Raw genomic sequence first — 23603 nt, forward strand, 5'->3', positions numbered from 1 at the left:
TGGACAGGCCTGACAATACATTGAGTCAGCACCATGAAAGCGCCGTTTTATTGAAGATTCTCTGGACCAGAAGGGTAGGAGCACCATGACCGATCGTATTCAGAAGGGTAGCCTTGAAATCGCTGCTGAACTCCATGATCTGGTAGTCAACGAGATCGCGCCGGGTACCGGCGTCGACCCGGATCACTTCTGGGGCGAGCTGGAAGCCATCCTCAAAGACCTGGCGCCGAAGAACAAGGCGCTGTTGGAAAAGCGTGAAGCGATCCAGGCACAGATGGATGAGTGGTACAAGGCGCGCAAGGGCCAGGCCATCGACATGGCTGAATACAAGCAGTTCCTGTCCGAGATCGGCTACCTGCTGCCGGAAGGCGATGCGTTCAAGGTGACCACCGAGAACGTGGACGAGGAAATCGCCACTATTGCCGGCCCGCAGCTGGTAGTACCGGTGAAGAACGCCCGTTTTGCCCTGAATGCGGCTAACGCTCGCTGGGGCAGCCTGTACGATGCCCTGTACGGCACCGACGTGATTTCCGATGAAGGCGGCGCCGAGAAAGGCGGTGCCTACAACCCGAAGCGTGGTGCCAAGGTGATCGCCTGGGCGCGCGACTTCCTGGATAACTACTTCCCGCTGGCCAACGGTTCCCACAAGGACAGCACTGGCTACGCGATCGTCGATGGCAAGCTGGTTGTGTCCCTTGGCGGCGAAAAGACCGGCCTGAAAGACGAATCCCAGCTGAAGGGCTTCCTGGGCGACGCCGCGGCGCCCACCGGCGTACTGGTCAAGCACAACAACCTGCATGCTGAGCTGCAATTTGACGCCAGCCACCCGATTGGCGCAGATGATGCTGCCAACATGAAAGACGTGCTGCTGGAATCGGCCATCACCACTATTCAGGACTGCGAAGACTCGGTTGCGGCGGTTGACGCCGAAGACAAGGTCGAGGTGTACCGTAACTGGGCCGGCCTGATGAAAGGCGACCTTCAGGAAAGCTTCGAAAAAGGCGGCAAAACCCTGACCCGTTCCATGAACGGCGACCGTGAGTACACCGCGCTGGACGGCTCCACCCTGACCCTGCATGGCCGCTCTCTGCTGCTGGTGCGTAACGTGGGCCACCTGATGACCAACCCGGCCATCCTCATGAACGGTGAGGAAACCCCGGAAGGTATCATGGACGGTATGGTGACCGTTCTGGCTGCCATGCACGACCTGAAAAAGATCAACAAGCTGAGCAACAGCCGTACCGGTTCCGTGTACATCGTGAAGCCGAAGATGCACGGCCCGGAAGAAGTGGCGTTTGCCGTTGAGCTGTTTGGTCGTGTTGAGAAGGCGCTGGGCCTGGCCGACAAGACCCTGAAAATCGGCATCATGGATGAAGAGCGCCGCACCACCGTGAACCTGAAAGAGTGTATCCGTCAGGCCAGCGACCGGGTGATCTTCATCAATACCGGTTTCCTCGACCGTACCGGCGATGAAATGCACACCTCCATGGAAGCCGGTCCGTTTGCTCGCAAGGGCGACATGAAAGGCATGCCGTGGATCAATGCCTACGAGGCGTGGAACGTGGATATCGGTCTGGAATGCGGCCTGCCGGGTCACGCCCAGATTGGTAAAGGGATGTGGGCCATGCCGGACGAAATGGCACAGATGATGGCCAACAAGGCCGGTCACCCCAACGCGGGCGCAAACTGTGCCTGGGTACCGTCCCCGACGGCGGCCACCCTGCACGTGACTCACTATCATGAAGTGAATGTGGCCGAGGTTCAGGCCAAGCTGGCCAGCCGTGAGCGTGCCTCCCTGGACGACATCCTCACGCTGCCGCTGCTGGACCGTGAATTGTCTGCTGAGGAAATCCAGCAGGAGCTGGACAACAACGCCCAGGGCATCCTCGGTTACATGGTACGCTGGATTGACCAGGGTGTCGGTTGTTCCAAGGTGCCGGACATCAATGATGTGGGTCTGATGGAAGACCGCGCTACCCTGCGTATCTCCAGCCAGCACGTGACCAACTGGCTGCACCACGGCATCACCAACAAAGACCAGGTGATGGAAACCCTGAAGCGCATGGCTGAAGTGGTTGATCGTCAGAACGCCAACGATCCGCTCTACACCCCCATGGCCAAGGACTTCGACGGCTCCGTTGCCTTCCAGGCAGCAGTAGAACTGGTATTTGAAGGCTGCTCCCAGCCGAGCGGTTACACCGAGCCGGTTCTGCACCGTCGTCGTAGAGAGCTGAAAGCAGGCAAGTAAGCAGTTAACAGCGGCGCGCTCGCGCGTTGTTGGTTGCCTGAAAGCAAAGAGGCCGCGCCCAGACATTGGGCGCGGCCTCTTGCGTTGTAGAGCCTGACCAGCGCTGCTCGCGCAGCTATTCACTGTTCACTGTTAACTATTCACTGATCTGAACCATCACCTCAATGGGCAGCACCAATGTACTCCGCTGGTGGCTGCTACCGCCTATGCCTCGCTGCTGCCGGGATTGATCAATCTGGATGCTCCCCATGGGGTGCCATTGGCCTGGTGTGACCTGCAGGGTGGTAGCGCTGTGCTGGGTATTGGCTGTGATGTTGCCGGAAACAGTGTCGTGTTGCTGCTGAATACTGAGTACCACCTGGCCGTCCGGGAGGCTTTGCGGGGTGACTTGTATGCCCTGATCAAGAGCGGCCAGCTGGGTTCCGTAGGCGCCGTTCGACAGTGCCAGTAATGTGCCTCGACTGATGCGTGCGGGATAACCGGACAGGGTGCGTATCTGGTAGTGATCGTGCTGCTGCTGTCGGGACTGCTGTGCTCCAATCTGTACCTGTGCGTCGAGATCTCCCTCACGATTGCGGCTCACCGTGCCCTCAAGGGGCTGCTCATTGCCAGTGGAAGAACCGCTGCGCCGCAGATGGACAACAACGGTCGCCGGTTCGGCGTCCAGATTACCCAACACGCCTTGCAGGCTGCGCAGGTTTTCCGCTGTGGTGCGGATGATCAGCTTGCCGCGATAGGCCTGAACTGAACCGCCAGCAGGCAGTAACGGCTCAATGACAGGCAGCAGGGCGGCAGCATCAGGACGAGAAATGACATGCATCTCCATGGGCTCGGCCCGCAGTGTGGCGGTCAGGCTTAGCGTCATGATCAGGATCGCAATAGTCAGCAGATTGGGCATGGCGTTGCTCCAAAGGGGGCCTGATATCAGGGTGCAGGACGCCAACGCATTGTGAAAGTGAAAATCCATCTGTGACGCCATTCACGGCCGGGATGAGGACTGCCTCTGTGGGGTGAACCTGAGCCACTGTTGAACGGCAAATGGCGTCGGTGCCGTTATATCGGCCTATCTGCTGCCGCGACAGAATCGGTGCTGCCTGTCGGGAACCTTGTGTGTTTTCCGGGGCGGGTCGGGGCAGCCTGAGCCCGCATTGGCAGTGTAAAGATAACGGCTGATGGCTTGGGAGAGCGATCGGGCAGGGCTGCCCCGCACATTAATCGATCGAAAGGGACCAATAATGAAAATCCATGATCGCGTTACAACGAGGAATATCTCCACTCTGCTTCGCGCGGGTGCAGCCCTGGCGGGGCTGTTGCTCAGCGCTGCCGTGTTGGCCGGCAATGGCAGTGACCCCCTGGCCCCGTATGAGGAAGACGGGCCCTATACCACGACCCGTCATTCAGGCGGCCTTGGCTGTACCATTTATCGCCCTCGCAACCTGGGTAGCAACCACCCATTGATTGTCTGGGGCAACGGCACCGGTGGTACCCCCACGACCTACGGTTCTGGTCTTGAGCATTGGGCGTCATGGGGCTTTGTGGTGGCGGCGGCCAACACCAGCAATGCCGGCTCCGGCGATGAAATGCTCGATTGTATTGATTACCTGCAGAGCAGCAGTTACGCAGGAAACATTGATTTCAGCAAGATCGGTGCGTCCGGGCATTCCCAGGGCGGCGGCGGCACGATCATGGCAGGTCGCGATGCGCGTATTACAGCAACCGCCCCGGTGCAACCGTACATCCTCGGTCTTGGCCACCAGACTTCATCCCAGTATCAGCAACATGCGCCTATGTTGCTGTTGTCCGGCTCACTGGACACGCTGGCAGGACCGACGTTGAATCAGGCGCCGGTATTCAGCCGTGTAGACGTGCCCGTGTTCTGGGCGACGCTCAACGGCGCCAGTCACTTTGAGCCGGTGGGAGACTTCGGGGACTACAAAGCCATGACCACTGCCTGGTGGCTGTATCAGCTCAGCGGCGACAGTGACGCGGCCAGCCTTTTCACTGGCGCTTGCTCTGCCTGTGGGCTCTCTGATTGGGACGTAGAACGCAAGGGGCTGTAAAGCCCAACGGTCACAGGCAATCTTGGTGGTTGCCTGTGACGACACTGCCCCCGGAATTGCCATGCTGATTTGTTCGCATTGTGGTGCTAGCCTTGATCCCGTAGCCGCCTCGTGGAGGCCTCGGCCGCCGTGTTGTGGTGTGCTGCCGGGCAGTCATGAGCATCACAACAAGAACAATCTCCGGGAGTCTCCGATGGATCTGGACCCCAACAGCGGGCTGGTTCCCCTTCATCGTCATCCTCTGGGTTTTATCGAGGCATTCTGTCATCTGGGAGCACCGCTGGAGCGTCTCCTGGGAGGGACCGGTTTATCCGCCCCCATGTTTGAGATGCAGGAGGTGATGATCAGCTACCGGCAGTTCCAGCGACTTCTGTATAACGGCATTCATCTGTGCCAGAGGCCGGGTCTTGGACTCGCGGTGGGCATGCACTTTGACTGGAGTTACTGGGGGCCGGTGGGGTATGTCGTCCACTGCAGCCCCAGTTTGAAACACGCCGGCGAGGCGTTTCGCCGTTATCTGGTTACGGCCCAGCCGTTATTCGCCGAACATGCGGCACAACCGAATGCCTATCTGGACGCGGATGGGCGCATTGTCGAACCCATTGATTACATGACGGGCAGTGATGATGACCCGTTGATGCGTGACTTTATCCGTGAATGGCGCCTCGCCATCACGTTGCGAATCTGGGATCAGTGTGGCAACAAGTCGGTGGCAGATCCTTCTCTGCATGTCCGTCTTGGTTTCCCTGAACCCGCGGATCGCCGCCCTTATGAAATTCTCCCCTGTGACAGCCTTACCTTTGGGTGTCAGGAATACGCTATTTCTGCGCATATGGACTATGTGTTTCAGCGCTTTCGTCCGTTTCGCAAACGGGCTTTTGAAAAACTGATCCGGGAATGCGAACGGGAGCTGACCCACAGGGTGGAGGCGGTGACGTTTACCGAGCGGGTGTTCTGGCACGTGCGGGCCTATTTTCGCCCGGATCTGGATTTGAATGCGGTGGCACGCCAGATGCGGCTGACGCCCCGTAGCCTCACCCGCCGGCTAGCCTGCGAGTCCGCTTCCTTCCGCAAGATCCTCTATGAAGTGCGGATGGAAATTGCCAGCCATCAGCTGCGTCATTCGAGTCTCGACGTGGATGAGGTGGCGGCACTGGCCGGGTTTTCCTGTGGCTCCAGCCTGCGTCGGGCCGTGAAAGGCTGGGCGGGAATGACCGTCAGTGAGATGCGTAATCAAGAGGGGATAGGTAGTCGGGGCAACCTGACATGACCTGGCGGGTTATTCAGGCGCTGCTGCTGGTGACGCTGTCGGCAGCGGTATCAGTGTTGTTGTTCTTCGCGGTGAGTGAAGGGAAGGGGGATGGCCGCAGGCTGGCGACTCATGACCCTGGCGCTCCGGTCGTACAAACCCGCGCTGAACTTGCCGACAGTCGCCGTGCGGGTTCGACCGTCGCCTTGCATCCACAGCAGCCATCCGGGCGACTGGATAGCCCATCGCAGCGGCGTTGGAGCGAGCAACAGGTGGAAGCGACCCTGGCGGGGTTGCCGGTGGATGAGCAGGGCAACCTTCAGCCAGGGCGCGAGTTACGTGCTGTACTGGATACCGTTTTCCTTGGTGGCGATGCGTCACTCACCTTGGCTGAGCTTGCCTGGCTGCAACAGCAGGTCATCGCGGTCATGCCTGACACCGCCGGTCGTCAGGCTGCTGACGTGATGGAGCGTTACTTTCACTACAGCAATATGTACCGGGATCTGTCCGGCAGTTTCCAGCAACGCAGTGGGGTAGAAGCCCTGGCCAGCGGGCAGCAGCAGCTGGCACGTCTGCGGCGCGATTATCTGGGGGAGGCGTTGGCCAATGCCTTGTTCGCGGACGAGGAGCGCATGGCTCGCGTCACCTTGCACAACATGCGGACCCAGATGAATACCCGGTTGGACGACACCGAAAAAGCAGAGCAGTGGCAATGGCTCACCGGGGAGCCGGCCGACCGCGAGGGCGATGAGTAACTATTTCGCCCCTCAAGGCCACCACCAGTATCAGACCCGCAAGCGCGAGACAGAGCGCTAAAAAGACGTTGGGGTAGCGACTGTGCAGGGTCGGGCCATGGGAAGGGATGGGGACCTCGGCGAGGTAGGCCGCTTCTGTGCCGTAGGGGCTATGAACCCAGGGGCGACCATCAGCGAGAAAGACACCGGAAGGCCCGTTGTTGATCACATGCAGAGCGGGGCGACCGGTCTCCACGGCACGCAGGGCTGTGGCACGCCAGTGTTGCCAGGGTTGAGCCGTGCTACCGAACCAGGCGTTGTTCGACACGATGACCAGGAGTTGCCGGTCGGCTCCCACCCGGCTGGTATCGGCGACCAGTGAGGGGAACATGACCTCGTAGCAGATCAGCGGTATGAGTTGAGTGTCGGTACCGGCGATCGGGAACCCGGCAGGCTGGTGGCCAGCGGCAATATCACTGAAAAATCCGCTTAACCATTGTCTGGCCCAGCGGGAGCTGTCAGGCAGGTACTCCAGAAGGGGCAGGTATTCACCAAAGGCAACCCGTTTCTGTTTCCGGTATCGGCCGGCCTCGAGGCCACTGGCCGACACCCAGGCCACGGTGTTGAACTGCTTGCCATCCGCTACCTCAATGCCTTGCAGTAAGAGCGGGGTGCGCATCGCTTTTGCGGCGCGGTGGATGGCCTGTCGAACCCGGGGCTGCTGAAAATAGGCACTGAAACCGGTCTCCGGCCAGATGATCACCTCGGCGCCCTCCACGGCCAGTTGCCGGGACAGGGCCAGTGATCGCGGGTCGCTATCGGTGTATCCCGGTGTCGATGCGCGGGTCTCGCCTGCCGGCCCATTTTCTTGCACCCACCCGACCCTGAGGCGGGTGCCCGGCGGGCTGGCACTCAGCAACACCACTGCGCCATAGCCCAGCCAGAGGACGATCAACAGGCCGCTCACCACCTGGTGGATCCTGTCGCGCCGTGGTGTCGCCGAGCGGGGACGCAGGTACTGATAGAGCAGGGCGTTAGCCAGTGCGATGATCGCATCCAGGCCATGCACCCCGGTAAGACTGACGCCTTGAATGGCGACGATGAAACGGCTCTGGGTTTCTCCTAACTGGGCATTGAAGAGGGTGGGAAAACCGGCAAAGGCCAGTGTAACGATCACCGGGAAGATCAGCAGGCAAGGCCAGCCAGTGCGTTGTTGCAACCCGAGGTACACCACAGACAGCAGCGCCAGCTGCAATGCGCCATAACCCCAGAACAGCGCAGCGATTAGAGCGGTGATGACAGTCCCGGCATCCCACAGCGCCTCAATAAAATGCAGTACCCAGTTTGCGGCAATCACCTGAAAGACGATCCCTGCCACCAGACCGCACCGCCACGCTTGCCTGACAGGCCTGGGGGAAGGGGAATGCAGTGCCATCAGCAGTGGTACAAAAGCCACCCAGACCAGTAAATACAGGGAACCAAAGGTGAAACCGAGGCCCAGTAGTGCCCCGGCCAGCAGTGACAGGCCAAAGGGGGTGGGTTTGACTTGTCGCAATGCCATCAGGGCATATCCTGCTGCAGGGCTGCCTGCATCAGGTTGTGTTGTCTGAACAGGGAGGATGCGTGTTCCCCGAAATGGTCCGTTTGCAGTTGTTGCAGGGCTGGCAGGGCGATTCCGGGTTGTTGGGCAATGGCAACCTGATAGTTTTGATACTGCTGCCACAGGCGCTCGATGGCCGTCGCTGTCTCAGCGGAGAAAGTGCGCACCAGGATAGCGTAGGTGCGGGCCTGTTCGTCCGGGGTGAGCGGCCGGTGCATGGCCTGGGTCGCATGTTCCAGTGCGACCAGGGTGCGGGTGTCATAGAGCAGCGCCCCCTGTTTTCCTACTGGCAGGTACTGGATCATCTTCTGCAGGGCAGGCCAGTAAGCGGAATTGTCAGCGTTGGGCCATCGCGGCAAGGTGTGGGTTTGTTCTGCTTTGGCCTGACTGCTCCACTGACTCAGCAACACCACCGACAGCAGGCAGCTTGCCAGAAGCGTGCAGATGAGCACACAGATCAGCAGGCGCAGCCCCCGGTTGTGGACAGCGTGTCGGCTTGACTGGCGGCGGGATTCCATTCGCATTCCGTGTCGTCTGATGGCAAAAGCGGGCTCGAAGAAGCCGGCGAAAGATGCCGAAAAAGGGAAAGACTAGGCCCCCGTCGGGCAAATGGCTGTCACATGGCCTGCCTGATTACGTCGATTGCGGCCGCTCGGGTTATCGGCGGGCTTGGTGGCAGGCATAATGCACTGCCCGTTATCGCGATCTCAGCCGCAGGAGCGCCATGTTCGCCAACAGCCGTACCGTGACCAGCAATCAAACCGGGCAGCACCAGGATCTCGCCCTCACGGTCAGGAAGCATCTTGATCACCCGTGGCAGGCACCGGTGAGCTCTCATGACCGGCAGGCCTTCCATCAGCTACAGACCTGGCGCGATGAGAATGGGCCTGGTCACCCTCTGATGCTGGACTCCGGCTGCGGGACGGGGCGTTCCTCTGTGGCGTTGGCGCTTTCTCAGCCGCAAGCATTGGTTGTCGGTGTGGATCAATCGGAGGCACGGCTTGGCCGGGCGCTGACGCGGTTTTCTCCGCTGCCTGCCAATCTGCTGTTATTGCGGGCGGACTGTGCCGGACTGTGGCGGTTGCTGGCGGAGCAGGGCATCGCGGTGGCGCGTCATCAAATTCTCTACCCCAATCCCTGGCCGAAGAGCGCCCATCTCAAACGCCGTTGGCATGGCCACCCGGTGTGGCCCTGTCTGCTGGCCATGGGAGGAGTGCTCGAATACCGCAGCAACTGGCGGGTGTATCTGGAAGAAGTCGGTAGTGCGCTGGCAATGACCGGCGTCAGCAGCGAACTGCAGGCGCTGCCTGAGCAGACATCCCCGCTGACGGATTTTGAGGAAAAGTACCAGGCCAGTGGGCAGCCCTTGTGGCGTCTCACGGCAACACTTTAAGTTAGGGAACCTCTGAATAACTCCTTGCATGCTCAGCGTGACCTGGAGCGTGCAGCTGTTGTGTCTTGTCTCGACGGTAAGGGTGGTTCCCTTTCCTAGAGGCAAGGCGCAGCAGATGTGCGCTCCAGGCCGCGCCCTTCGGGTCTTCCAGGCTGGCCCGCACTCGTTGTTGCGCTTTTTCGATGGATGGACATACACCTTCAAAACCGCGCCCCTCTTTACCTTTTGACCCATAGAGGGGGCGAACCAGCCTGAAAGACTGAGCATGCAAGGAGTTATTCAGAGGTTCCTTAGCGTTACAGTCGCAGCTCCCGGAGTTCCGGGCTGGTGCCGGCCCGTTCCCAAAGCGTTTGAAAATCCCTGGCAAGGCGTGGCGCTCGCGGCAGGCGGTGTGCGCACAGGTGAATGCGGCTGGGCCGTGGCCAGCCGATGGCTTCGAAAAGGCCGGTATTATCCCCAAGCGCGTGGCAGGCCTGCGGGTCGCAGTCATCCTGCTGGGTCTGGCGAAGTTGAATGCGTGAGGGCAGTCTGCGCGCGAGGTGAATCAGCCGATGGCCATTGCGCACCGCCTCTTGCTGATCATCAAACAGCACTCGCACGTCGGAGCGTTCACTGGCGATGGCCAGAGCCTTGATGGCATCGACCACCTGATCGTCAGCGGTAAGTGCATCGAGGGTGGGCACGCGAAGCCACAGGCGGCGCTTGCAGGCGTGGGCCAGGCGAGCCAGCCCTTCGCTGGCCTGGCTTCGGGTGAGGGTGATCAGGGTGTCGTCGTCGCCGATGACAAATGACATCAGACCAGCGGTTTGAACATCTGTCGGTGTGGGATGTTGGCGTCCATGAAGATCCCGCCGGACACAGAAAACCCTGCAGCCTCATAGAAACTGGTGGCGTGGGTCTGGGCATGCAGGAAGATTTCTTCCATTCCCAGGCCACGGGCGGCATCTTCGGCTGCCACCAGCAGGGAGCTCCCTACGCCGTTGTTACGTTGCTCTGACAATACGCACAGGCGGCTGATCTGCCCGGTGGGCAACAAGCGGATACAGCCGACCGGCTGTTGGTTTGCGTCCAGGGCCATAAAATGGACGGCCTGGTCATCTTCCCCATCCCATTCCAGCTCCTCCGGCACGTGCTGTTCATCAATGAACACCTGCTGGCGGAGGTTGCGCAGGGCGGTTTCGCTTTCATCCCAACGGGTTTCGATAATGCTGATAGCCATAGGGGTCTCGTTACAGTGGGGCGAAGAAGCCCTGTTCAATCCATTCATGGAGCAATTCCCTGGCGGTGGAAGTCATTACGGCTTCCAGCTCGCTTTCCGTGTAGCGTCGCTTGCTGGCCAATAGCTGAACCAGCGGGCGTTGTTGTTCTGTAAGGGTGTGCGGCTCACCGTTGAGCCATACCCGGTTGCCCTGCATCAGCAGGCGCACGCTGCCATGGCGAACCAGGGCGGTGTGCGGATCGCGCTCGCGAATATGGTGGTCGTCGATGGCAAATTCAAGGCCATCCTGTCGGGGGGTCGATAGCCAGCGATAAACTGCCCGTTCAATGCCTTCTGGCTTAAGCAGATCGAGCGCCCCACGCACCAGGGCCTGGCGATCCTGATCGGTCAGGATGGCTGGGTTGTCGGGGACGGTACGCTGGGGGTCCGTGAACAGGTGGCTGTCAGCATCTGCCAGGCACTCACCGGCGATTTCGGCCATCAGCATCTGGTAATCCGGTGCACGGAAGCCGACGGACCAGGTCAGGCAGTCATCATCCTCGGCCACACCGTGGTGTGCGACCCCGGGCGGCAGGTAGAGTACGTCGCCGGGCATGGCGATATATTCTTCCCGGACTGCCATGCCATCGAGCAATTTCAGGTCCGGGTGGGGCAGGCGTGGGCTGTGTTCGTCACAGACCTCTCCAATTTGCCAGCGACGGGAACCGTGCGCCTGAATCAGGAAGACGTCATAACGGTCAAAGTGCGGGCCGACACTGCCGCCCGTCACCGCGTAACTCATCATGATGTCTTCCACGCGCCAGCCCGGCAGGAACGCAAAACCGTCCAGCAGCAGAGAGGTTTCGGTGAGGAAATGATCAACTGACTGCACCAGCAGGGTCCAGTCCCGTTCCCCGAGAGTGGAAAAGATCTCCTCGTCCAGCGGGCCCTGTTGCAGCTGCCACGGGCCCTTGCCCGCTCCCTGAATAATTCGGGCTTCTACGCCGTCTTCCAGAGCCAGCCCGGCCAGGGTGTCAGCGTCCGGACTGTCAAGACCCGTGGCGGCTGCGGGCATGAACAGCGGCTTTTTCTGCCAGTAATCACGCAGAAAGGCTTCAGGAGCCAGCGGCAAGGTGAAGTGTGGGAGTGTGGCGCTCATGGGCAAGTCCGGCAGCAAGGCTGTGCCAGCGATAGCTGGCACAGCCTCACGCTTCAGAGGTTACGTGCCTGTTGCGGGGCGTTGCCGATGTAGCTGGCCGGGGTCATGGCAAGCAGGATTTCCTTGGCTTCATCCGGGATCGCCAGATCATTGATGAAGGCGGTGAGGGTCTCCTGATTAATGCCGTCCTTGCCGCGGGTCAGAGCCTTGAGCTTCTCGTAGGGTTTTTCGATCCCGTAGCGACGCATGACTGTCTGGATCGGCTCGGCCAGGACTTCCCAGGCGGCATCCAGGTCTGCATTGAGACGGGCGGCATTCACTTCCAGCTTGCCGATACCTTTCAGGCTAGCCTCGAAAGCGATCAGGCTGTGGGCCAGACCGACACCGACATTACGCAGTACGGTGGAATCGGTCAGATCACGCTGCCAGCGGGAAATGGGCAGCTTGGCAGCCAGATGATCCATGATCGCATTGGCCAGACCCAGGTTACCTTCGGAGTTTTCGAAGTCGATGGGATTGACCTTGTGGGGCATGGTGGAGGAACCCACTTCGCCTTCCACGGTTTTCTGCTTGAAATAACCCAGCGAGATGTAGCCCCACACGTCACGGTCGAAATCCAGCAGGATGGTGTTGAAACGCATCAGTGCGTGGAAGTACTCCGCCACGCAATCGTGGGGTTCGATCTGGGTGGTGAAGGGGTTGAAGGTCAGTCCCAGGCTTTCAACGAAACGGCGGGCAAAGGTTTCCCAGTCCACTTCCGGGTAGGCCGACAGGTGAGCGTTGTAGTTGCCCACCGCGCCATTGATCTTGCCGAGCAGTTCCACAGCGGCGAACTGATCGCGCTGGCGCTGCAGGCGGGCCACCACATTGGCCATTTCTTTGCCAACAGTGGTGGGGGAGGCCGACTGGCCGTGGGTCCGTGACAGCATCGGCTGGTCGGCCAGGCTATGGGCCTGACGGCGGATGGCGTTGATCACCTGGTCCATCTTGGGCAGCAGGATCTCGCGGGCTTCCTTGAGCATCAGGGAGTAGGAGAGGTTGTTGATGTCCTCACTGGTGCAGGCGAAGTGGACAAATTCACTCATGCCAGCCAGTTCGCTGTGCTCGGCCATCTGTTCCTTGATGAAGTATTCCACCGCTTTCACGTCGTGGTTGGTGGTGGCTTCGATTTCCTTGATGCGCTCGGCATGTTTGGCTTCGAAGTCGCGGGTAATGCCGCGCAGGTGCCAGGCCGCCTGACCGCTCATCAGCGGGACTTCGGGGATATTCTTGTCGTGGGCGAGCTGTTCCAGCCAGCTCACTTCCACGTGGACGCGGAAGCGGATCAGACCGTATTCACTGGTAGTGTTACGCAGGGCATCGACTTTGCCGGCATAGCGGCCATCGACCGGTGAAATGGCGGTGAGGGTATTCAGGCTGGACATGTGTCAGGCTCCCGAAGTCGTCCAAGTAAGGTTCCAAAGCGGCGCAATGATACAGCAAAAAAGACGGGGCTGCGTGCTTCTGTTGCGCTGGTGTCTGGAGCGTGGCTGGTGGCGTACGGGAAAAGGGGTTGCCCCATTGAGAGCGCAGGGATTACAGAGGGACTGGCGGGAGAGGGCTGTCATATATGGGCGGTTCTGGTGGCTCAGATTCCGCTGTCACAGCCCGTGACCTATGCTGAGAAAAAAGATTAAGAAATACCTATAAATTATTGATATCTATCGACTCTATTTGCGAAAGGATAGGTTTTCTCTGGAACAGAAGATGCCAGCGGCGCCCGCCGAACTGGTGCCACAGGAAGGCGGCGCGGACGCCGGCAAGGAACAGAGCGCGAATCCTGGCGGCCTTGTTTTCGTCCTGAAGATGAGAGGGCTCGCCCTTCACCTGTATGCGAAAGCGGAAGGTCCCCAGGGTGTCCACGTAGATCCCGGCCAGCCGGTGACAGAACGCATCATCGGTGAGGCTGCTGAAATGGGCTTGCTGGCCACTCAGGGCCATGAGCCGATGGCGCAGAATGCTGGTGGTGTCGTCGTTCTTGCGGAGTTTGCCTGCCAGATGGAGAAGGGCCAGGCCGTAGTTGAGCGGGCGCAGGGAGCCTCCGGCGGAATCCTTGTTGAGACTGCGGTTGAGCAAGCTCATGCCATCGCGTAGCAGGCCGGGCCTGGGATAGATGGCATCAAACGTCTCCGCATCCAGTGCCATTACGCCCTCGATGAGCGCTTCAAAGGCCCGTGGGTCGCAATCACCACGCAGGGCAATGTCGTCTGCCAGCTGGGCCGCCTGGAACACAGCAGCCAGCGCCAGTGTTCGCTGCTGTTCGCGAGAGAAACGTTCGCTCATGGGGTGTCTGTCCTTGGCGTTGGGTCGTTACCGGGTTGCTTCAATGGGCGCGCCACCGAGGCAGACCGGGCCATCGTAGAAGACCACGGACTGACCGGGGGTCACTGCGCGTTGTGGCTCATCAAAGACCACATGAACGCGCCCTTCACCGGCATCGGAAACCGTACAGGCCTGATCGGGTTGGCGATAGCGGGTCTTTGCCGTGAGTCTGGCTGGCAGGGCCGGAGGCTGCAGGGCCACCCACATGACCGGAGCGCTGGTCAGTTCGCGGCTATACAGCAGTGGATGTTCGGTGCCTTGCACGGCAATCAGGACATTGCGGTCCAGATCCTTGCCCGCCACATACCAGGGGGCATCGTTACTATCGGCGCGGCCGCCAATACCCAGCCCCTGACGCTGGCCGAGGGTGTAGTACATCAGGCCATCATGGTCGCCAATCACGTTGCCGTGGTCGTCTTCAATCTTGCCGGGTTGGGCAGGCAGATACTGCTCGAGAAAATCCTTGAAGCGGCGCTCACCAATAAAGCAGATGCCGGTGGAGTCCTTTTTCTTGTGGTTGGCGAAGCCCTTGTCTTCGGCGATCCGGCGCACTTCGGGCTTTTCCAGATCCCCCAGCGGGAACAGGGTACGATCGAACTTGTGGTGATCTACCGCGTGCAGGAAGTAGGTCTGGTCCTTGTTGGTATCGACAGCGCGAACCAGCTTCGCGGCTCCGGTGTGATCGACCTGCGCGTAGTGGCCGGTGGCAATGTAGTCCGCGCCCAGGGTCAGTGCATGGTCAAGGAAGGCCTGGAACTTGATTTCCTTGTTGCAGAGGATATCCGGGTTGGGGGTCCGGCCTGCCCGGTATTCGGCAAGGAAATGTTCAAATACCCGGTCCCAGTATTCCGAGGCAAAGTTGGCGGTGTGCAATTCGATGCCAAGAACACCGGCCACCTGCATGGCGTCCAGCAGGTCTTCGCGGGCGGTGCAATACTCGGTGCCGTCGTCCTCGTTCCAGTTCTTCATGAACAGGCCTTCGACCTGGTAGCCAGCGTCGATCAGTCGGGCGGCCGCGACGGAGGAATCCACACCGCCGGACATGCCAACGATAACGCGGGTATCTTGAGGCGCTTTGTGCATGGTCACAGTATTCCTGTCAGCCCCGCTGGAGAGGCCAAGGGTGCTGGTAAATGGTGTCCAGGGGCAATCGTCTACCAGAGAGATAGTCATCCAGGCAGCGTTCCACAAGGGGGCTGCGGTGCTGGTCACGACGGGCGCGGAAGGCCTCTGGTGTCAGCCACTCGGCGTCAAGGATGCCGGTATCCAGTTTCTGACGTGGGTCGTGGCTCACCGGTCGGGCCACAAAGCAGGTCCGATAGTACACCCCGCCGCCTTTCTGCGGCTGAAAGATGTACCAGCCCAACAGGTCGGTGATTTCCACCTGCCAAGCCGTTTCTTCCAGTGTTTCACGCCAGGCCGCTTGTTCCAGGGTTTCGCCGAACTCCACGTGGCCGGCTGGCTGGTTGAGGACCTCACGGCCCTTGCTCAATTCGCGGACAAACAGGAACTTGCCGTCTTGTTCCACCACGCAGGCCACAGTAATGTGCGGCTCGAAGCTGTTCATAGCAGATCTGCCAACAGGGCGCCCGGCGGAGCCGGACACAATACGATACGATGAAAGGCGGGAATGGTAGCGCAGCCGCCGCCGAGACAACAGGCCAGGAGTGAGGATGTCAGACGATCAGTTTACCCATCTGGACAGCAGTGGACAGGCACAGATGGTTGATGTCACTGACAAGGCAGTGACTCAACGGGTCGCTGTGGCCCAGGCCCGGGTACGCATGCAGCCTGCCACGCTGGCCATGATTCAGGATCAGCGCCATCCCAAAGGCGACGTGTTGGCAACCGCCCGTATTGCAGGCATTCAGGCGGCCAAAAAGACCTGGGACCTGATCCCGCTGTGCCACCCCCTGATGCTGACCAAGGTGACCGTGAATATCGAGCCAGAAGGGGATGACGCCCTGCGGATCGAGACCCTGTGCAAGCTCAGCGGCACAACCGGGGTCGAGATGGAGGCCCTGACCGCGGCTTCGGTGGCGGCGCTGACCCTGTATGACATGTGCAAGGCGGTCGATCGTGGCATGGTGATTGAAAGCGTCTGCCTGCTGGAAAAACAGGGTGGGCGTAGCGGCCATTACCAACGCGTTAACGAACAGGAAGAAAAATGATGGTCCAGGTACGCTTTTTTGCTGCTCTGCGGGAACGGGCAGGCCGTGATGCTATCCAGATCGACTTACCGGAAGGGGTGAGCACAGTTGCGCAGCTGGTTGACTGGCTGGCGGAAACCGATGTGGCTCTGGCCCAGGCTTTGGAGGCGACACCGCGACGGATGGTGGCCATCAATGAAGTGCTGGGCAATGAAGATAGTGTTGTGGAAGCGGGAGACGTGGTGGCCCTGTTTCCACCGGTGACCGGCGGATGAAGACCCATATCGAGGTTCGTGAGGGTGGTTTGAGCGCCAGCGAGCCGGATTTGTGGCTGCGGGATCAGGGGCGCAGTGGTGCGGTGGTGATGTTCAGTGGCCAGGTCCGCGATGAGCAAGGCAAGGTAGAGGCCCTGCATCTGGAACATTACCCGGGCATGACGGAATCAGTGCTGGGCACCATTGTTGAGCAGGCCTGCAGTCGCTGGCACCTCAATGGTGCCTGGGTCGCGCACAGGGTTGGCACCATTCAGGCGGGTGAGGACATTGTCCAGGTGGCGGTCAGCTCGGCCCACCGTCAGGCTGCTTTCGAGGCCTGCGCCTTTATCATGGATCTGCTGAAGACCCGGGCGCCGTTCTGGAAGAAAGAGCTTATCGACGGGTGCTGGATTTGGGTCGAGGCCCGCGAGAGCGATGACCAGGCCGCCGCGTCCTGGCTACAGGACGCGACGGGGCGTGCACCTCGCTAGCGCGCCATTCCCCCGGCGCCAGGCCTTCCACTGACCAGTCCCCAATCTGCCAGCGAACCAGCCTCAGGGTGGGGAATCCGATGGCGGCGGTCATGCGTCGTACCTGACGGTTTCGACCTTCGTCTATGGTGAGTTTCAACCAGCTGTCGGTTACCGTTTTGCGTGACCGAACTGGAGGATGCCGATCCCACAGTGGCGGGGCATCAATGCGCTCGACCTGGGCGGGCCGGGTAGGGCCGTCTTTCAGAGTGATGCCCTGGCGCAATTTTTGCAGATCAGAGCCCCCGGGCTCACCCTCCACCAGAACCAGATAGGTTTTGGGAAGGTGGAACCGCGGACTGCTGATGCGCGCCTGCAGGCTGCCGTCATCAGTCAGCAACAGCAGGCCTTCAGAATCCCAGTCCAGTCGTCCTGCCGGATACACGTCCGGTTGGGGGATGAATTCGCTCAACGTTCGGCGACCCTGATCGTCGCGAAACTGGGACAACACCTGAAAGGGTTTGTTGAGCAAGATCAATTGCGCCATGGGGCCTGACAATCCTGATAGGTTTGATTGATATAATGCGTCGTATTACCGGCCGGCTACGCTAACAAGGCTAAACGGTCAGTGCTATACTCGCCAGCACACGCCGGTTACGGTTTGATAAAGACAGAGTAGTCCTGTTAAGACCCGCTGATCTGACGGTCAAAAGCCGACTCACATCAGGTGGGAAACACTGCCAATACAATTGGGACTTATAATTCTATGACCACCCCAAAAATTATTTACACCATGACAGATGAGGCGCCCGCGCTGGCGACCTACTCGTTTTTGCCCATTATTGAGAAATTTACCTCCATCGCCGGGATTGAAGTTGAAAGTAGCGATATTTCGCTTGCCGCACGGATCCTCGCCAACTTCCCCGAACATCTGTCAGACGACCAAAAAGTCACCGATACCCTCACCGCCCTGGGCGATCTGACCCAGGATCCGGAAGCCAACATCATCAAGCTTCCCAACATCAGCGCGTCCATCCCGCAGCTTCGTGAAGCAATCGCAGAGCTCCGGGAACATGGCTATAACGTGCCTGAGTACCCAGACGAGCCGCGTAATGATGATGAAAAAGAAATTCTGTCCCGTTATGCCAAGGTGCTCGGGTCTGCGGTGAACCCGGTGCTTCGTGAAGGAAATTCAGATCGTCGTGCTCCGCTTGCTGTCAAGAACTATGCCCGCAAGAACCCGCACAGCATGGGTTACTGGAGCCCTGCTTCCCGTACCCACGTGGCCCATATGCGGGGGGGAGATTTCTATTCCCACGAGACCTCTACCACCATTGATAAGGCCTGCAAGGTCCGCATCGAGTTTGTGGACTCTCAGGGCAACATCTCTGTGATGAAGCCGGAATTTGGCTTGCTGGACGGGGAAGTCATTGATGCCATGTTCATGAGCAAGAAGGCGCTCTGCGACTTCTTCGATGAGCAGATCGACGATGCCAAGAACACTGGCATTCTGTTCTCGCTGCATGTGAAGGCCACCATGATGAAGGTGTCGCACCCGATTGTATTCGGTCATGCGGTGCGTCGCTTCTACAAAGAGCTGTTTGAAAAGCACGGTGAGGTACTGGAACAAATTGGTGCCAACCCCAACAACGGCTTGAGCAATATCTACCAGAAGATCGAAGAGCTGCCGATTTCCCAGCGTCTGGAGATCGAATCCACTATTCGTGCCTGTTACCTTCATCGTCCGGAGCTGGCGATGGTGGACTCTGACCGCGGCATCTCCAACCTCCATGTGCCGTCCGACGTCATCGTCGATGCCTCCATGCCGGCCATGATTCGCCAGGGCGGCAAGATGTACGGCGCCGATGGCAAGCTCAAGGACACCAAGGCGGTGATTCCGGAAAGCACCTACGCGACCATCTACCAGGAAGTGGTGAACTTCTGCAAGACCCACGGCGCCTTTGATCCGGTGACCTGTGGTTCTGTGCCGAATGTGGGTTTGATGGCCCAGAAGGCAGAGGAATATGGTTCTCACGACAAGACCTTCGAAATGAAAGAAGGCGGCACCATGCGTGTTGTCCGTGAAGACGGTGAGGTGTTGCTCACCCACGACGTGGAAGAGGGCGATATCTGGCGCATGTGTCAGGCCAAGGATCTGCCCATCCGTGACTGGGTCAAGCTGGCGGTGACCCGAGCCCGCCAGAGCAATACCCCGGCTATCTTCTGGCTGGACAAAGAGCGCGCCCATGACGCCCAGCTGATTCTGAAAGTCACTGAATACCTGAAGGATCACGACACCGACGGGCTCGATATCCGCATCATGTCCCCGGTTCAGGCGATCCGTTACACCATGGAGCGCATGATCCGTGGCAAGGACACCATCTCAGTTACCGGTAACGTGCTGCGTGACTATCTGACCGACCTGTTCCCGATCCTGGAGCTGGGCACCAGCGCCAAGATGCTGTCCATTGTGCCGCTGATGGCCGGTGGCGGACTCTACGAAACGGGTGCCGGTGGCTCTGCACCCAAGCATGTACAGCAGTTCCTTGAAGAGAACCACTTGCGGTGGGATTCGCTGGGCGAGTTTCTGGCGCTGGCCGTTTCCATCGAGGAGCTGGGCGAGAAGTATGGCAACAAGAAGGCGAAGGTGATTGCCCAAGCCCTCGACAAGGCCAACGAGCAGTACCTGGAGCAGAACAAGGCGCCGTCCCGCAAGGTTGGTGAACCGGATAATCGGGTGAGCCACTTCTATGTCGCCATGTACTGGGCCCAGGCCCTGGCGGCCCAGGACGACGATGCTGAGCTGAAAGACAAGTTCAGCACCATCGCGGCGCTGCTTACCGAGAACGAGGAAATTATCGTCAAGGAAATGGTGGCGGTGCAGGGGTCCCCGACGGATATCGGGGGTTACTACAACCCTGATTTCGGCAAGGCGTCAGCTGCCATGCGTCCAAGTGCCACGTTCAATGACATTCTGGACAAGCTGTAAGAGCTTGGCGAGGAACTAAAATGCCGGCGAAAGCCGGCATTTTTGTTTGTCATTGTCTGGCTGTAGCCGATGAGGATGCTGCACCCTGGCTTACTCTGTGTCTTCCCCCTCATTTGAGGCGTCATTAATCGCATCACCACTGGCGCGAAGATTGACAGCATGAAAGCCCTTGTTTGCGGGTTGTACTTCGTATTCAACTGGTTGGCCAGCCTTCAGGCTCTTGTAGCCCTCCATCTGGATATAGGAATAGTGAACAAACAGATCTTCTCCGCCTTCATCCGGACGAACGAAGCCGTACCCTTTTGCATTGTTAAACCACTTAACCCTTCCCGTTGCCATGGTCCTTCCCTCTACCTCTCCAATGGCCAAGAGCTTTTGTATGCTCTAACGTTTCTTTTTATTAGCCGCTGACAGCACGGTACACTGCATGTTGTGCGGTGCCCCGGCGTTCTTTAGCACGTCGCTATCTTGGCGGCGCTGATCCCCGTTACATCAGGGCTGCAGCATTGTGCAACTTTTAAACATGTGTCGCAGGGTGTCAACCCCATGAACTTTTGTGGTCATGTGATGGCTCTGGGGATTGAAAAAAGCATGACCGCCCATCATTTCAATATTGCCTGTTGGTGCCAGCAGGGTTACAACGGTTAAGAGGCTTATGATTTTGCAGCAGTGGTGGCAGAGGGAGAATCCAGAGGGTCAGGTGGGGATCTCCGCAGGCCCCGCAGACAATCCGGCAGATCCTGATCGCCATGGGGATCTGGCCGTTGAAGAGGCCAGACCGAAACTCAAGCCGCCGTCCATGTACAAGGTGTTGATGCTTAATGATGACTACACCCCCATGGATTTTGTGGTCGAAGTACTTGAGGACTTCTTCAGTATGAACCGTGAACAGGCCACCCGGGTCATGTTAACGGTGCATACGGAAGGGAAGGCGGTGTGCGGGTTGTACCCGCAGGATATCGCCGAAACCAAAGCCACCCAGGTGGTTGAATACGCCCGCGAAAATCAGCATCCGCTGATGTGCCAGGTGGAAAAGGCCTGACAACGCGAGCCCGGTAGTGAGGTAGCCTTATGCTCAGCAAAGAACTGGAAATGACGCTAAACGAGGCGTTTCGCCATGCGCGCAGTCATCGTCATGAGTTCATGACGGTAGAACACCTGCTGCTGGCACTGCTGGATAACGAGGCCGCCGTTGAGGTGCTGCGCGCCTGTGGCGCGGACCTGGATGAATTGCGTGATGCGTTAAGCCAGTTTATTGAAGATTCCACCCCCTTGTTGCCGGAAGGTGATCCGGATCGTGATACCCAGCCGACGCTGGGCTTTCAGCGTGTACTGCAGCGGGCGGTGTTCAGTGTCCAGTCTTCCGGCAAGAAGGAAGTCACTGGCGCCAATGTACTGGTCGCCATTTTCAACGAGCAGGAAAGCCAGGCCGTTTACTTCCTCAACTGTCAGGATATTCACCGTCTGGACGTAGTTAACTTCATTGCCCACGGCATTTCCCAGGTCGAGGACGCTGATCCCTCTATCGAAGCGGCCCAGGAAAACGACACGGCGGAAGAGCCGTCACAGGCCAGCGCGCTGGAGAACTATGCGACCAACCTGAATGTACTGGCTCGTGAGGACCGTATTGACCCGCTGGTGGGCCGTGCATTCGAGATTGAGCGTGCAGCGCAGATTCTCTGCCGTCGCCGCAAGAACAACCCGCTGCTGGTGGGTGAGCCCGGGGTCGGCAAGACCGCGATCGCTGAAGGCTTGGCGCGGATGATCGTGGAGGAGCAGGTACCGGAGCCGTTGCTCGATGCCACTGTCTATTCTCTGGATCTTGGTGCTCTGCTGGCGGGAACCAAGTACCGCGGTGATTTCGAGAAGCGCCTGAAATCCCTGTTGGCCGAGCTGAAAAAAGAGCCCAATTCCATTCTCTTTATTGACGAAATTCACACGATTATTGGCGCCGGTGCGGCGTCCGGCGGAGTGATGGACGCCTCGAACCTGCTCAAGCCATTGCTGGCCAATGGTGAGCTGAAGTGCATGGGCTCTACCACATTCCAGGAATACCGTGGTGTGTTCGAGAAGGACCGGGCCTTGTCTCGCCGTTTCCAGAAAATTGATGTGGTTGAGCCGTCGGTGGAAGACACTATCGGTATTCTCAAGGGACTGAAGTCACGGTTTGAGAAGCACCATGATGTGACCTACAGCGATGCCTCACTCAAAGCCGCAGCGGAGCTGAGCGCCCGCTATATCAATGACCGCTACCTGCCTGACAAGGCTATTGACGTGATTGATGAGGTCGGTGCCTGGCAGCGTCTTCGCCCTGAGGATCAGCGCAAGAGCACCATCGATGAAATCGATGTGGAAGACATGGTTGCCAAGATCGCCCGCATTCCGCCCAAACAGGTATCGTCTTCAGACAAGGAGTTGCTCCGCAATCTCGAGCGCGACCTTAAGATGACGGTGTTCGGGCAGGATGAAGCCATCAATACTATTTCTGCGGCCATCAAACTGTCCCGGGCGGGGCTTAAAGGCGAGAATAAACCCATCGGCAGCTTCATGTTTGCCGGGCCCACCGGGGTGGGCAAAACCGAAGTCAGCCGTCAGCTGGCACGGGCCCTGGGGGTTGAGCTGGTACGCTTTGATATGTCCGAGTACATGGAGCGTCACACGGTCAGCCGTTTGATCGGGGCGCCCCCGGGCTATGTAGGCTACGACCAGGGTGGTTTGCTCACCGAGGCGATCACCAAGACTCCCCATTGCGTGCTGTTGCTCGATGAAATCGAAAAGGCGCACCCCGAGGTTTTCAACATTCTGCTGCAGGTGATGGATAACGCCACCCTGACGGATAACAACGGCCGCAAGGCGGATTTCCGTAACGTGATTCTGATCATGACCACCAATGCGGGTGCCGAGGTGTTGAACAAGCGCTCCATCGGGTTCACCGAGCAGGATCAGAGCACCGATGGCATGGAGGTGCTGAAGAAGGCGTTCACCCCGGAATTCCGTAACCGTCTGGATGGCATCGTGCAGTTTGCGTCGCTGACGACGGAGGTCATTCTGGGGGTGGTCGACAAGTTCCTGGTCGAACTCCAGGCTCAGCTGGATGAAAAAGGCGTGGTGCTCAATGTGGATGCCGCCGCCCGCAGCTGGCTGGCCGACAAGGGCTACGACAAGGATATGGGGGCTCGCCCCATGGCTCGCCTGATCCAGGAGCAGCTCAAGAAACCATTGGCCGAGAAACTGCTGTTTGGCGAGCTGGCCGAGCAGGGCGGGCAGGTGGACGTCACTGAACAGGACGGCAAGCTTGCTCTCACGGTGAAAGCGGCGGAGGCGGAGCCCGCGTAGCTCAGTTGACAGTTAACGGTTGATAGTTGACAGCTAAGGCAGAAACAAAAATACCCCCGGCTCGTAGGAGGCGGGGGTATTTTTTGGGTTTCTGCGTGCAGCGTGAGGCTTGTTGCGTGCAGCTGCCCGTTTTATTTCATGCGGAAGGTGATACGACCCTTGGTCAGGTCGTAGGGGGACATTTCCACCTTGACGCGGTCGCCGGTGAGGATGCGGATATAGAATTTGCGCATCTTCCCGGAGATATGGGCAGTGATCACATGACCGTTGTCCAGCTTCACACGAAACATCGTGTTGGGCAGGGTTTCAACGATTACACCTTCGAGTTCAATCTGTTCTTCTTTCGCCATCCAACGAATACCTTGGGTTACCGGCTATTGAGCGAGGGCGCAATTGTGCCGC

Annotated in this window: 24 protein-coding genes; 11 read left to right on the forward strand and 13 right to left on the reverse strand. The window is 59.0% G+C overall.

Annotated elements, in window-relative coordinates; translation table 11 throughout:
• Positions 1-85: 85 nt before the first annotated feature.
• Complete coding sequence (locus tag D4A39_RS03525) at positions 86-2248, forward strand: malate synthase G (protein ID WP_119917493.1); 2163 nt, start codon at positions 86-88, stop codon at positions 2246-2248.
• Positions 2249-2384: 136 nt separating this feature from the next.
• On the opposite strand, the gene D4A39_RS03530 is transcribed toward D4A39_RS03525, so the two are convergent.
• Positions 2385-3146, reverse strand: coding sequence for a hypothetical protein (locus tag D4A39_RS03530; protein ID WP_119917646.1), 762 nt, complete (start codon positions 3144-3146; stop codon positions 2385-2387).
• Positions 3147-3483: 337 nt separating this feature from the next.
• On the opposite strand from D4A39_RS03530, the gene D4A39_RS03535 reads away from it, so the two are divergent.
• The 3 genes from D4A39_RS03535 (at position 3484) to D4A39_RS03545 (ending at position 6312) form a co-directional block, all read left to right on the forward strand.
• On the forward strand, positions 3484-4308 hold the full coding sequence (locus D4A39_RS03535) for a poly(ethylene terephthalate) hydrolase family protein (RefSeq protein WP_199699416.1): 825 nt from the start codon (positions 3484-3486) through the stop codon (positions 4306-4308).
• 193 nt (positions 4309-4501) lie between these two features.
• A complete protein-coding gene (locus tag D4A39_RS03540; RefSeq protein WP_158586916.1) occupies positions 4502-5578 on the forward strand; it encodes an AraC family transcriptional regulator in 1077 nt (358 codons plus the stop codon).
• Positions 5575-6312, forward strand: a complete 738-nt coding sequence (locus D4A39_RS03545; RefSeq protein ID WP_119917495.1) for a lipase secretion chaperone — start codon at positions 5575-5577, stop codon at positions 6310-6312. Before D4A39_RS03540 ends, D4A39_RS03545 begins: the two co-directional genes overlap by 4 nt.
• Here D4A39_RS03545 and lnt read toward each other — a convergent pair.
• Positions 6275-7852, reverse strand: coding sequence for an apolipoprotein N-acyltransferase (lnt, locus tag D4A39_RS03550; protein WP_119917496.1), 1578 nt, complete (start codon positions 7850-7852; stop codon positions 6275-6277). The genes D4A39_RS03545 and lnt overlap by 38 nt on opposite strands.
• Positions 7852-8409, reverse strand: a complete 558-nt coding sequence (locus D4A39_RS03555) for a hypothetical protein (RefSeq protein ID WP_119917497.1) — start codon at positions 8407-8409, stop codon at positions 7852-7854. Before D4A39_RS03555 ends, lnt begins: the two co-directional genes overlap by 1 nt.
• A 206-nt stretch (positions 8410-8615) precedes the next feature.
• Between D4A39_RS03555 and trmB the strand changes: the two genes are divergently transcribed.
• A complete protein-coding gene (gene trmB / locus D4A39_RS03560) occupies positions 8616-9284 on the forward strand; it encodes a tRNA (guanine(46)-N(7))-methyltransferase TrmB (protein WP_119917498.1) in 669 nt (222 codons plus the stop codon).
• A gap of 296 nt (positions 9285-9580) precedes the next feature.
• On the opposite strand, the gene D4A39_RS03570 is transcribed toward trmB, so the two are convergent.
• From D4A39_RS03570 to D4A39_RS03600, 7 genes are all read right to left on the reverse strand, one after another.
• Positions 9581-10078, reverse strand: a complete 498-nt coding sequence (locus D4A39_RS03570; RefSeq protein WP_119917500.1) for a DUF7931 domain-containing protein — start codon at positions 10076-10078, stop codon at positions 9581-9583.
• Entirely contained in the window at positions 10078-10503 is a 426-nt protein-coding gene (locus D4A39_RS03575) for a GNAT family N-acetyltransferase (RefSeq protein WP_022984048.1), read from the reverse strand. Before D4A39_RS03575 ends, D4A39_RS03570 begins: the two co-directional genes overlap by 1 nt.
• A 10-nt stretch (positions 10504-10513) precedes the next feature.
• A complete protein-coding gene (locus D4A39_RS03580) occupies positions 10514-11641 on the reverse strand; it encodes a JmjC domain-containing protein (RefSeq protein WP_022984049.1) in 1128 nt (375 codons plus the stop codon).
• Positions 11642-11694: 53 nt separating this feature from the next.
• Positions 11695-13065 (reverse strand): adenylosuccinate lyase, encoded by a 1371-nt coding sequence (gene purB, locus D4A39_RS03585; protein WP_102792243.1) that lies wholly within the window; start codon positions 13063-13065, stop codon positions 11695-11697.
• A gap of 259 nt (positions 13066-13324) precedes the next feature.
• Positions 13325-13963 carry a high frequency lysogenization protein HflD gene (gene hflD / locus D4A39_RS03590; RefSeq protein ID WP_022984052.1) on the reverse strand — a complete coding sequence of 213 codons (639 nt, stop codon included), beginning with the start codon at positions 13961-13963 and terminating at the stop codon, positions 13325-13327.
• A 27-nt stretch (positions 13964-13990) separates the two neighbouring features.
• Positions 13991-15085: a tRNA 2-thiouridine(34) synthase MnmA gene (gene mnmA, locus D4A39_RS03595; RefSeq protein WP_022984053.1), complete on the reverse strand. Its 1095-nt coding sequence runs from the start codon at positions 15083-15085 to the stop codon at positions 13991-13993.
• A 16-nt stretch (positions 15086-15101) separates the two neighbouring features.
• On the reverse strand, positions 15102-15569 hold the full coding sequence (locus tag D4A39_RS03600) for an NUDIX hydrolase (RefSeq protein ID WP_022984054.1): 468 nt from the start codon (positions 15567-15569) through the stop codon (positions 15102-15104).
• 106 nt (positions 15570-15675) lie between these two features.
• On the opposite strand from D4A39_RS03600, the gene moaC reads away from it, so the two are divergent.
• From moaC to D4A39_RS03615, 3 genes are read left to right on the forward strand one after another with little or no spacing between them, the layout of a single operon-like run.
• Positions 15676-16173, forward strand: coding sequence for a cyclic pyranopterin monophosphate synthase MoaC (gene moaC, locus D4A39_RS03605; protein WP_022984055.1), 498 nt, complete (start codon positions 15676-15678; stop codon positions 16171-16173).
• A complete protein-coding gene (gene moaD / locus D4A39_RS03610; protein ID WP_022984056.1) occupies positions 16170-16427 on the forward strand; it encodes a molybdopterin converting factor subunit 1 in 258 nt (85 codons plus the stop codon). The genes moaC and moaD overlap by 4 nt, the downstream gene beginning before the upstream one ends.
• Positions 16424-16897, forward strand: coding sequence for a molybdenum cofactor biosynthesis protein MoaE (locus D4A39_RS03615; protein ID WP_119917501.1), 474 nt, complete (start codon positions 16424-16426; stop codon positions 16895-16897). Before moaD ends, D4A39_RS03615 begins: the two co-directional genes overlap by 4 nt.
• Here D4A39_RS03615 and D4A39_RS03620 read toward each other — a convergent pair.
• Positions 16800-17423, reverse strand: coding sequence for a pseudouridine synthase (locus D4A39_RS03620; protein ID WP_081703580.1), 624 nt, complete (start codon positions 17421-17423; stop codon positions 16800-16802). The genes D4A39_RS03615 and D4A39_RS03620 overlap by 98 nt on opposite strands.
• 219 nt (positions 17424-17642) lie before the next feature.
• Between D4A39_RS03620 and D4A39_RS03625 the strand changes: the two genes are divergently transcribed.
• The gene (locus tag D4A39_RS03625) at positions 17643-19865 is read left to right on the forward strand and encodes an NADP-dependent isocitrate dehydrogenase (protein ID WP_119917502.1); all 2223 of its coding nucleotides are present in this window, start codon (positions 17643-17645) and stop codon (positions 19863-19865) included.
• Positions 19866-19955: 90 nt separating this feature from the next.
• On the opposite strand, the gene D4A39_RS03630 is transcribed toward D4A39_RS03625, so the two are convergent.
• Complete coding sequence (locus tag D4A39_RS03630; RefSeq protein ID WP_022984060.1) at positions 19956-20204, reverse strand: cold-shock protein; 249 nt, start codon at positions 20202-20204, stop codon at positions 19956-19958.
• A 316-nt stretch (positions 20205-20520) separates the two neighbouring features.
• Here D4A39_RS03630 and clpS point away from each other — a divergent pair, with 316 nt between their 5' ends.
• Together clpS and clpA are read left to right on the forward strand one after the other, a co-directional pair.
• Complete coding sequence (clpS, locus tag D4A39_RS03635; protein ID WP_022984061.1) at positions 20521-20907, forward strand: ATP-dependent Clp protease adapter ClpS; 387 nt, start codon at positions 20521-20523, stop codon at positions 20905-20907.
• Between the two features lie 29 nt (positions 20908-20936).
• On the forward strand, positions 20937-23201 hold the full coding sequence (gene clpA / locus D4A39_RS03640; RefSeq protein ID WP_119917503.1) for an ATP-dependent Clp protease ATP-binding subunit ClpA: 2265 nt from the start codon (positions 20937-20939) through the stop codon (positions 23199-23201).
• A gap of 131 nt (positions 23202-23332) precedes the next feature.
• On the opposite strand, the gene infA is transcribed toward clpA, so the two are convergent.
• Entirely contained in the window at positions 23333-23551 is a 219-nt protein-coding gene (gene infA, locus D4A39_RS03645) for a translation initiation factor IF-1 (protein WP_022984063.1), read from the reverse strand.
• Between the last annotated feature and the right edge of the window lie 52 nt (positions 23552-23603).

Origin of the sequence: Alcanivorax profundi (genome assembly GCF_003597125.1) — a bacterium.
In the GTDB taxonomy this organism is placed as follows: domain Bacteria; phylum Pseudomonadota; class Gammaproteobacteria; order Pseudomonadales; family Alcanivoracaceae; genus Alcanivorax; species Alcanivorax profundi.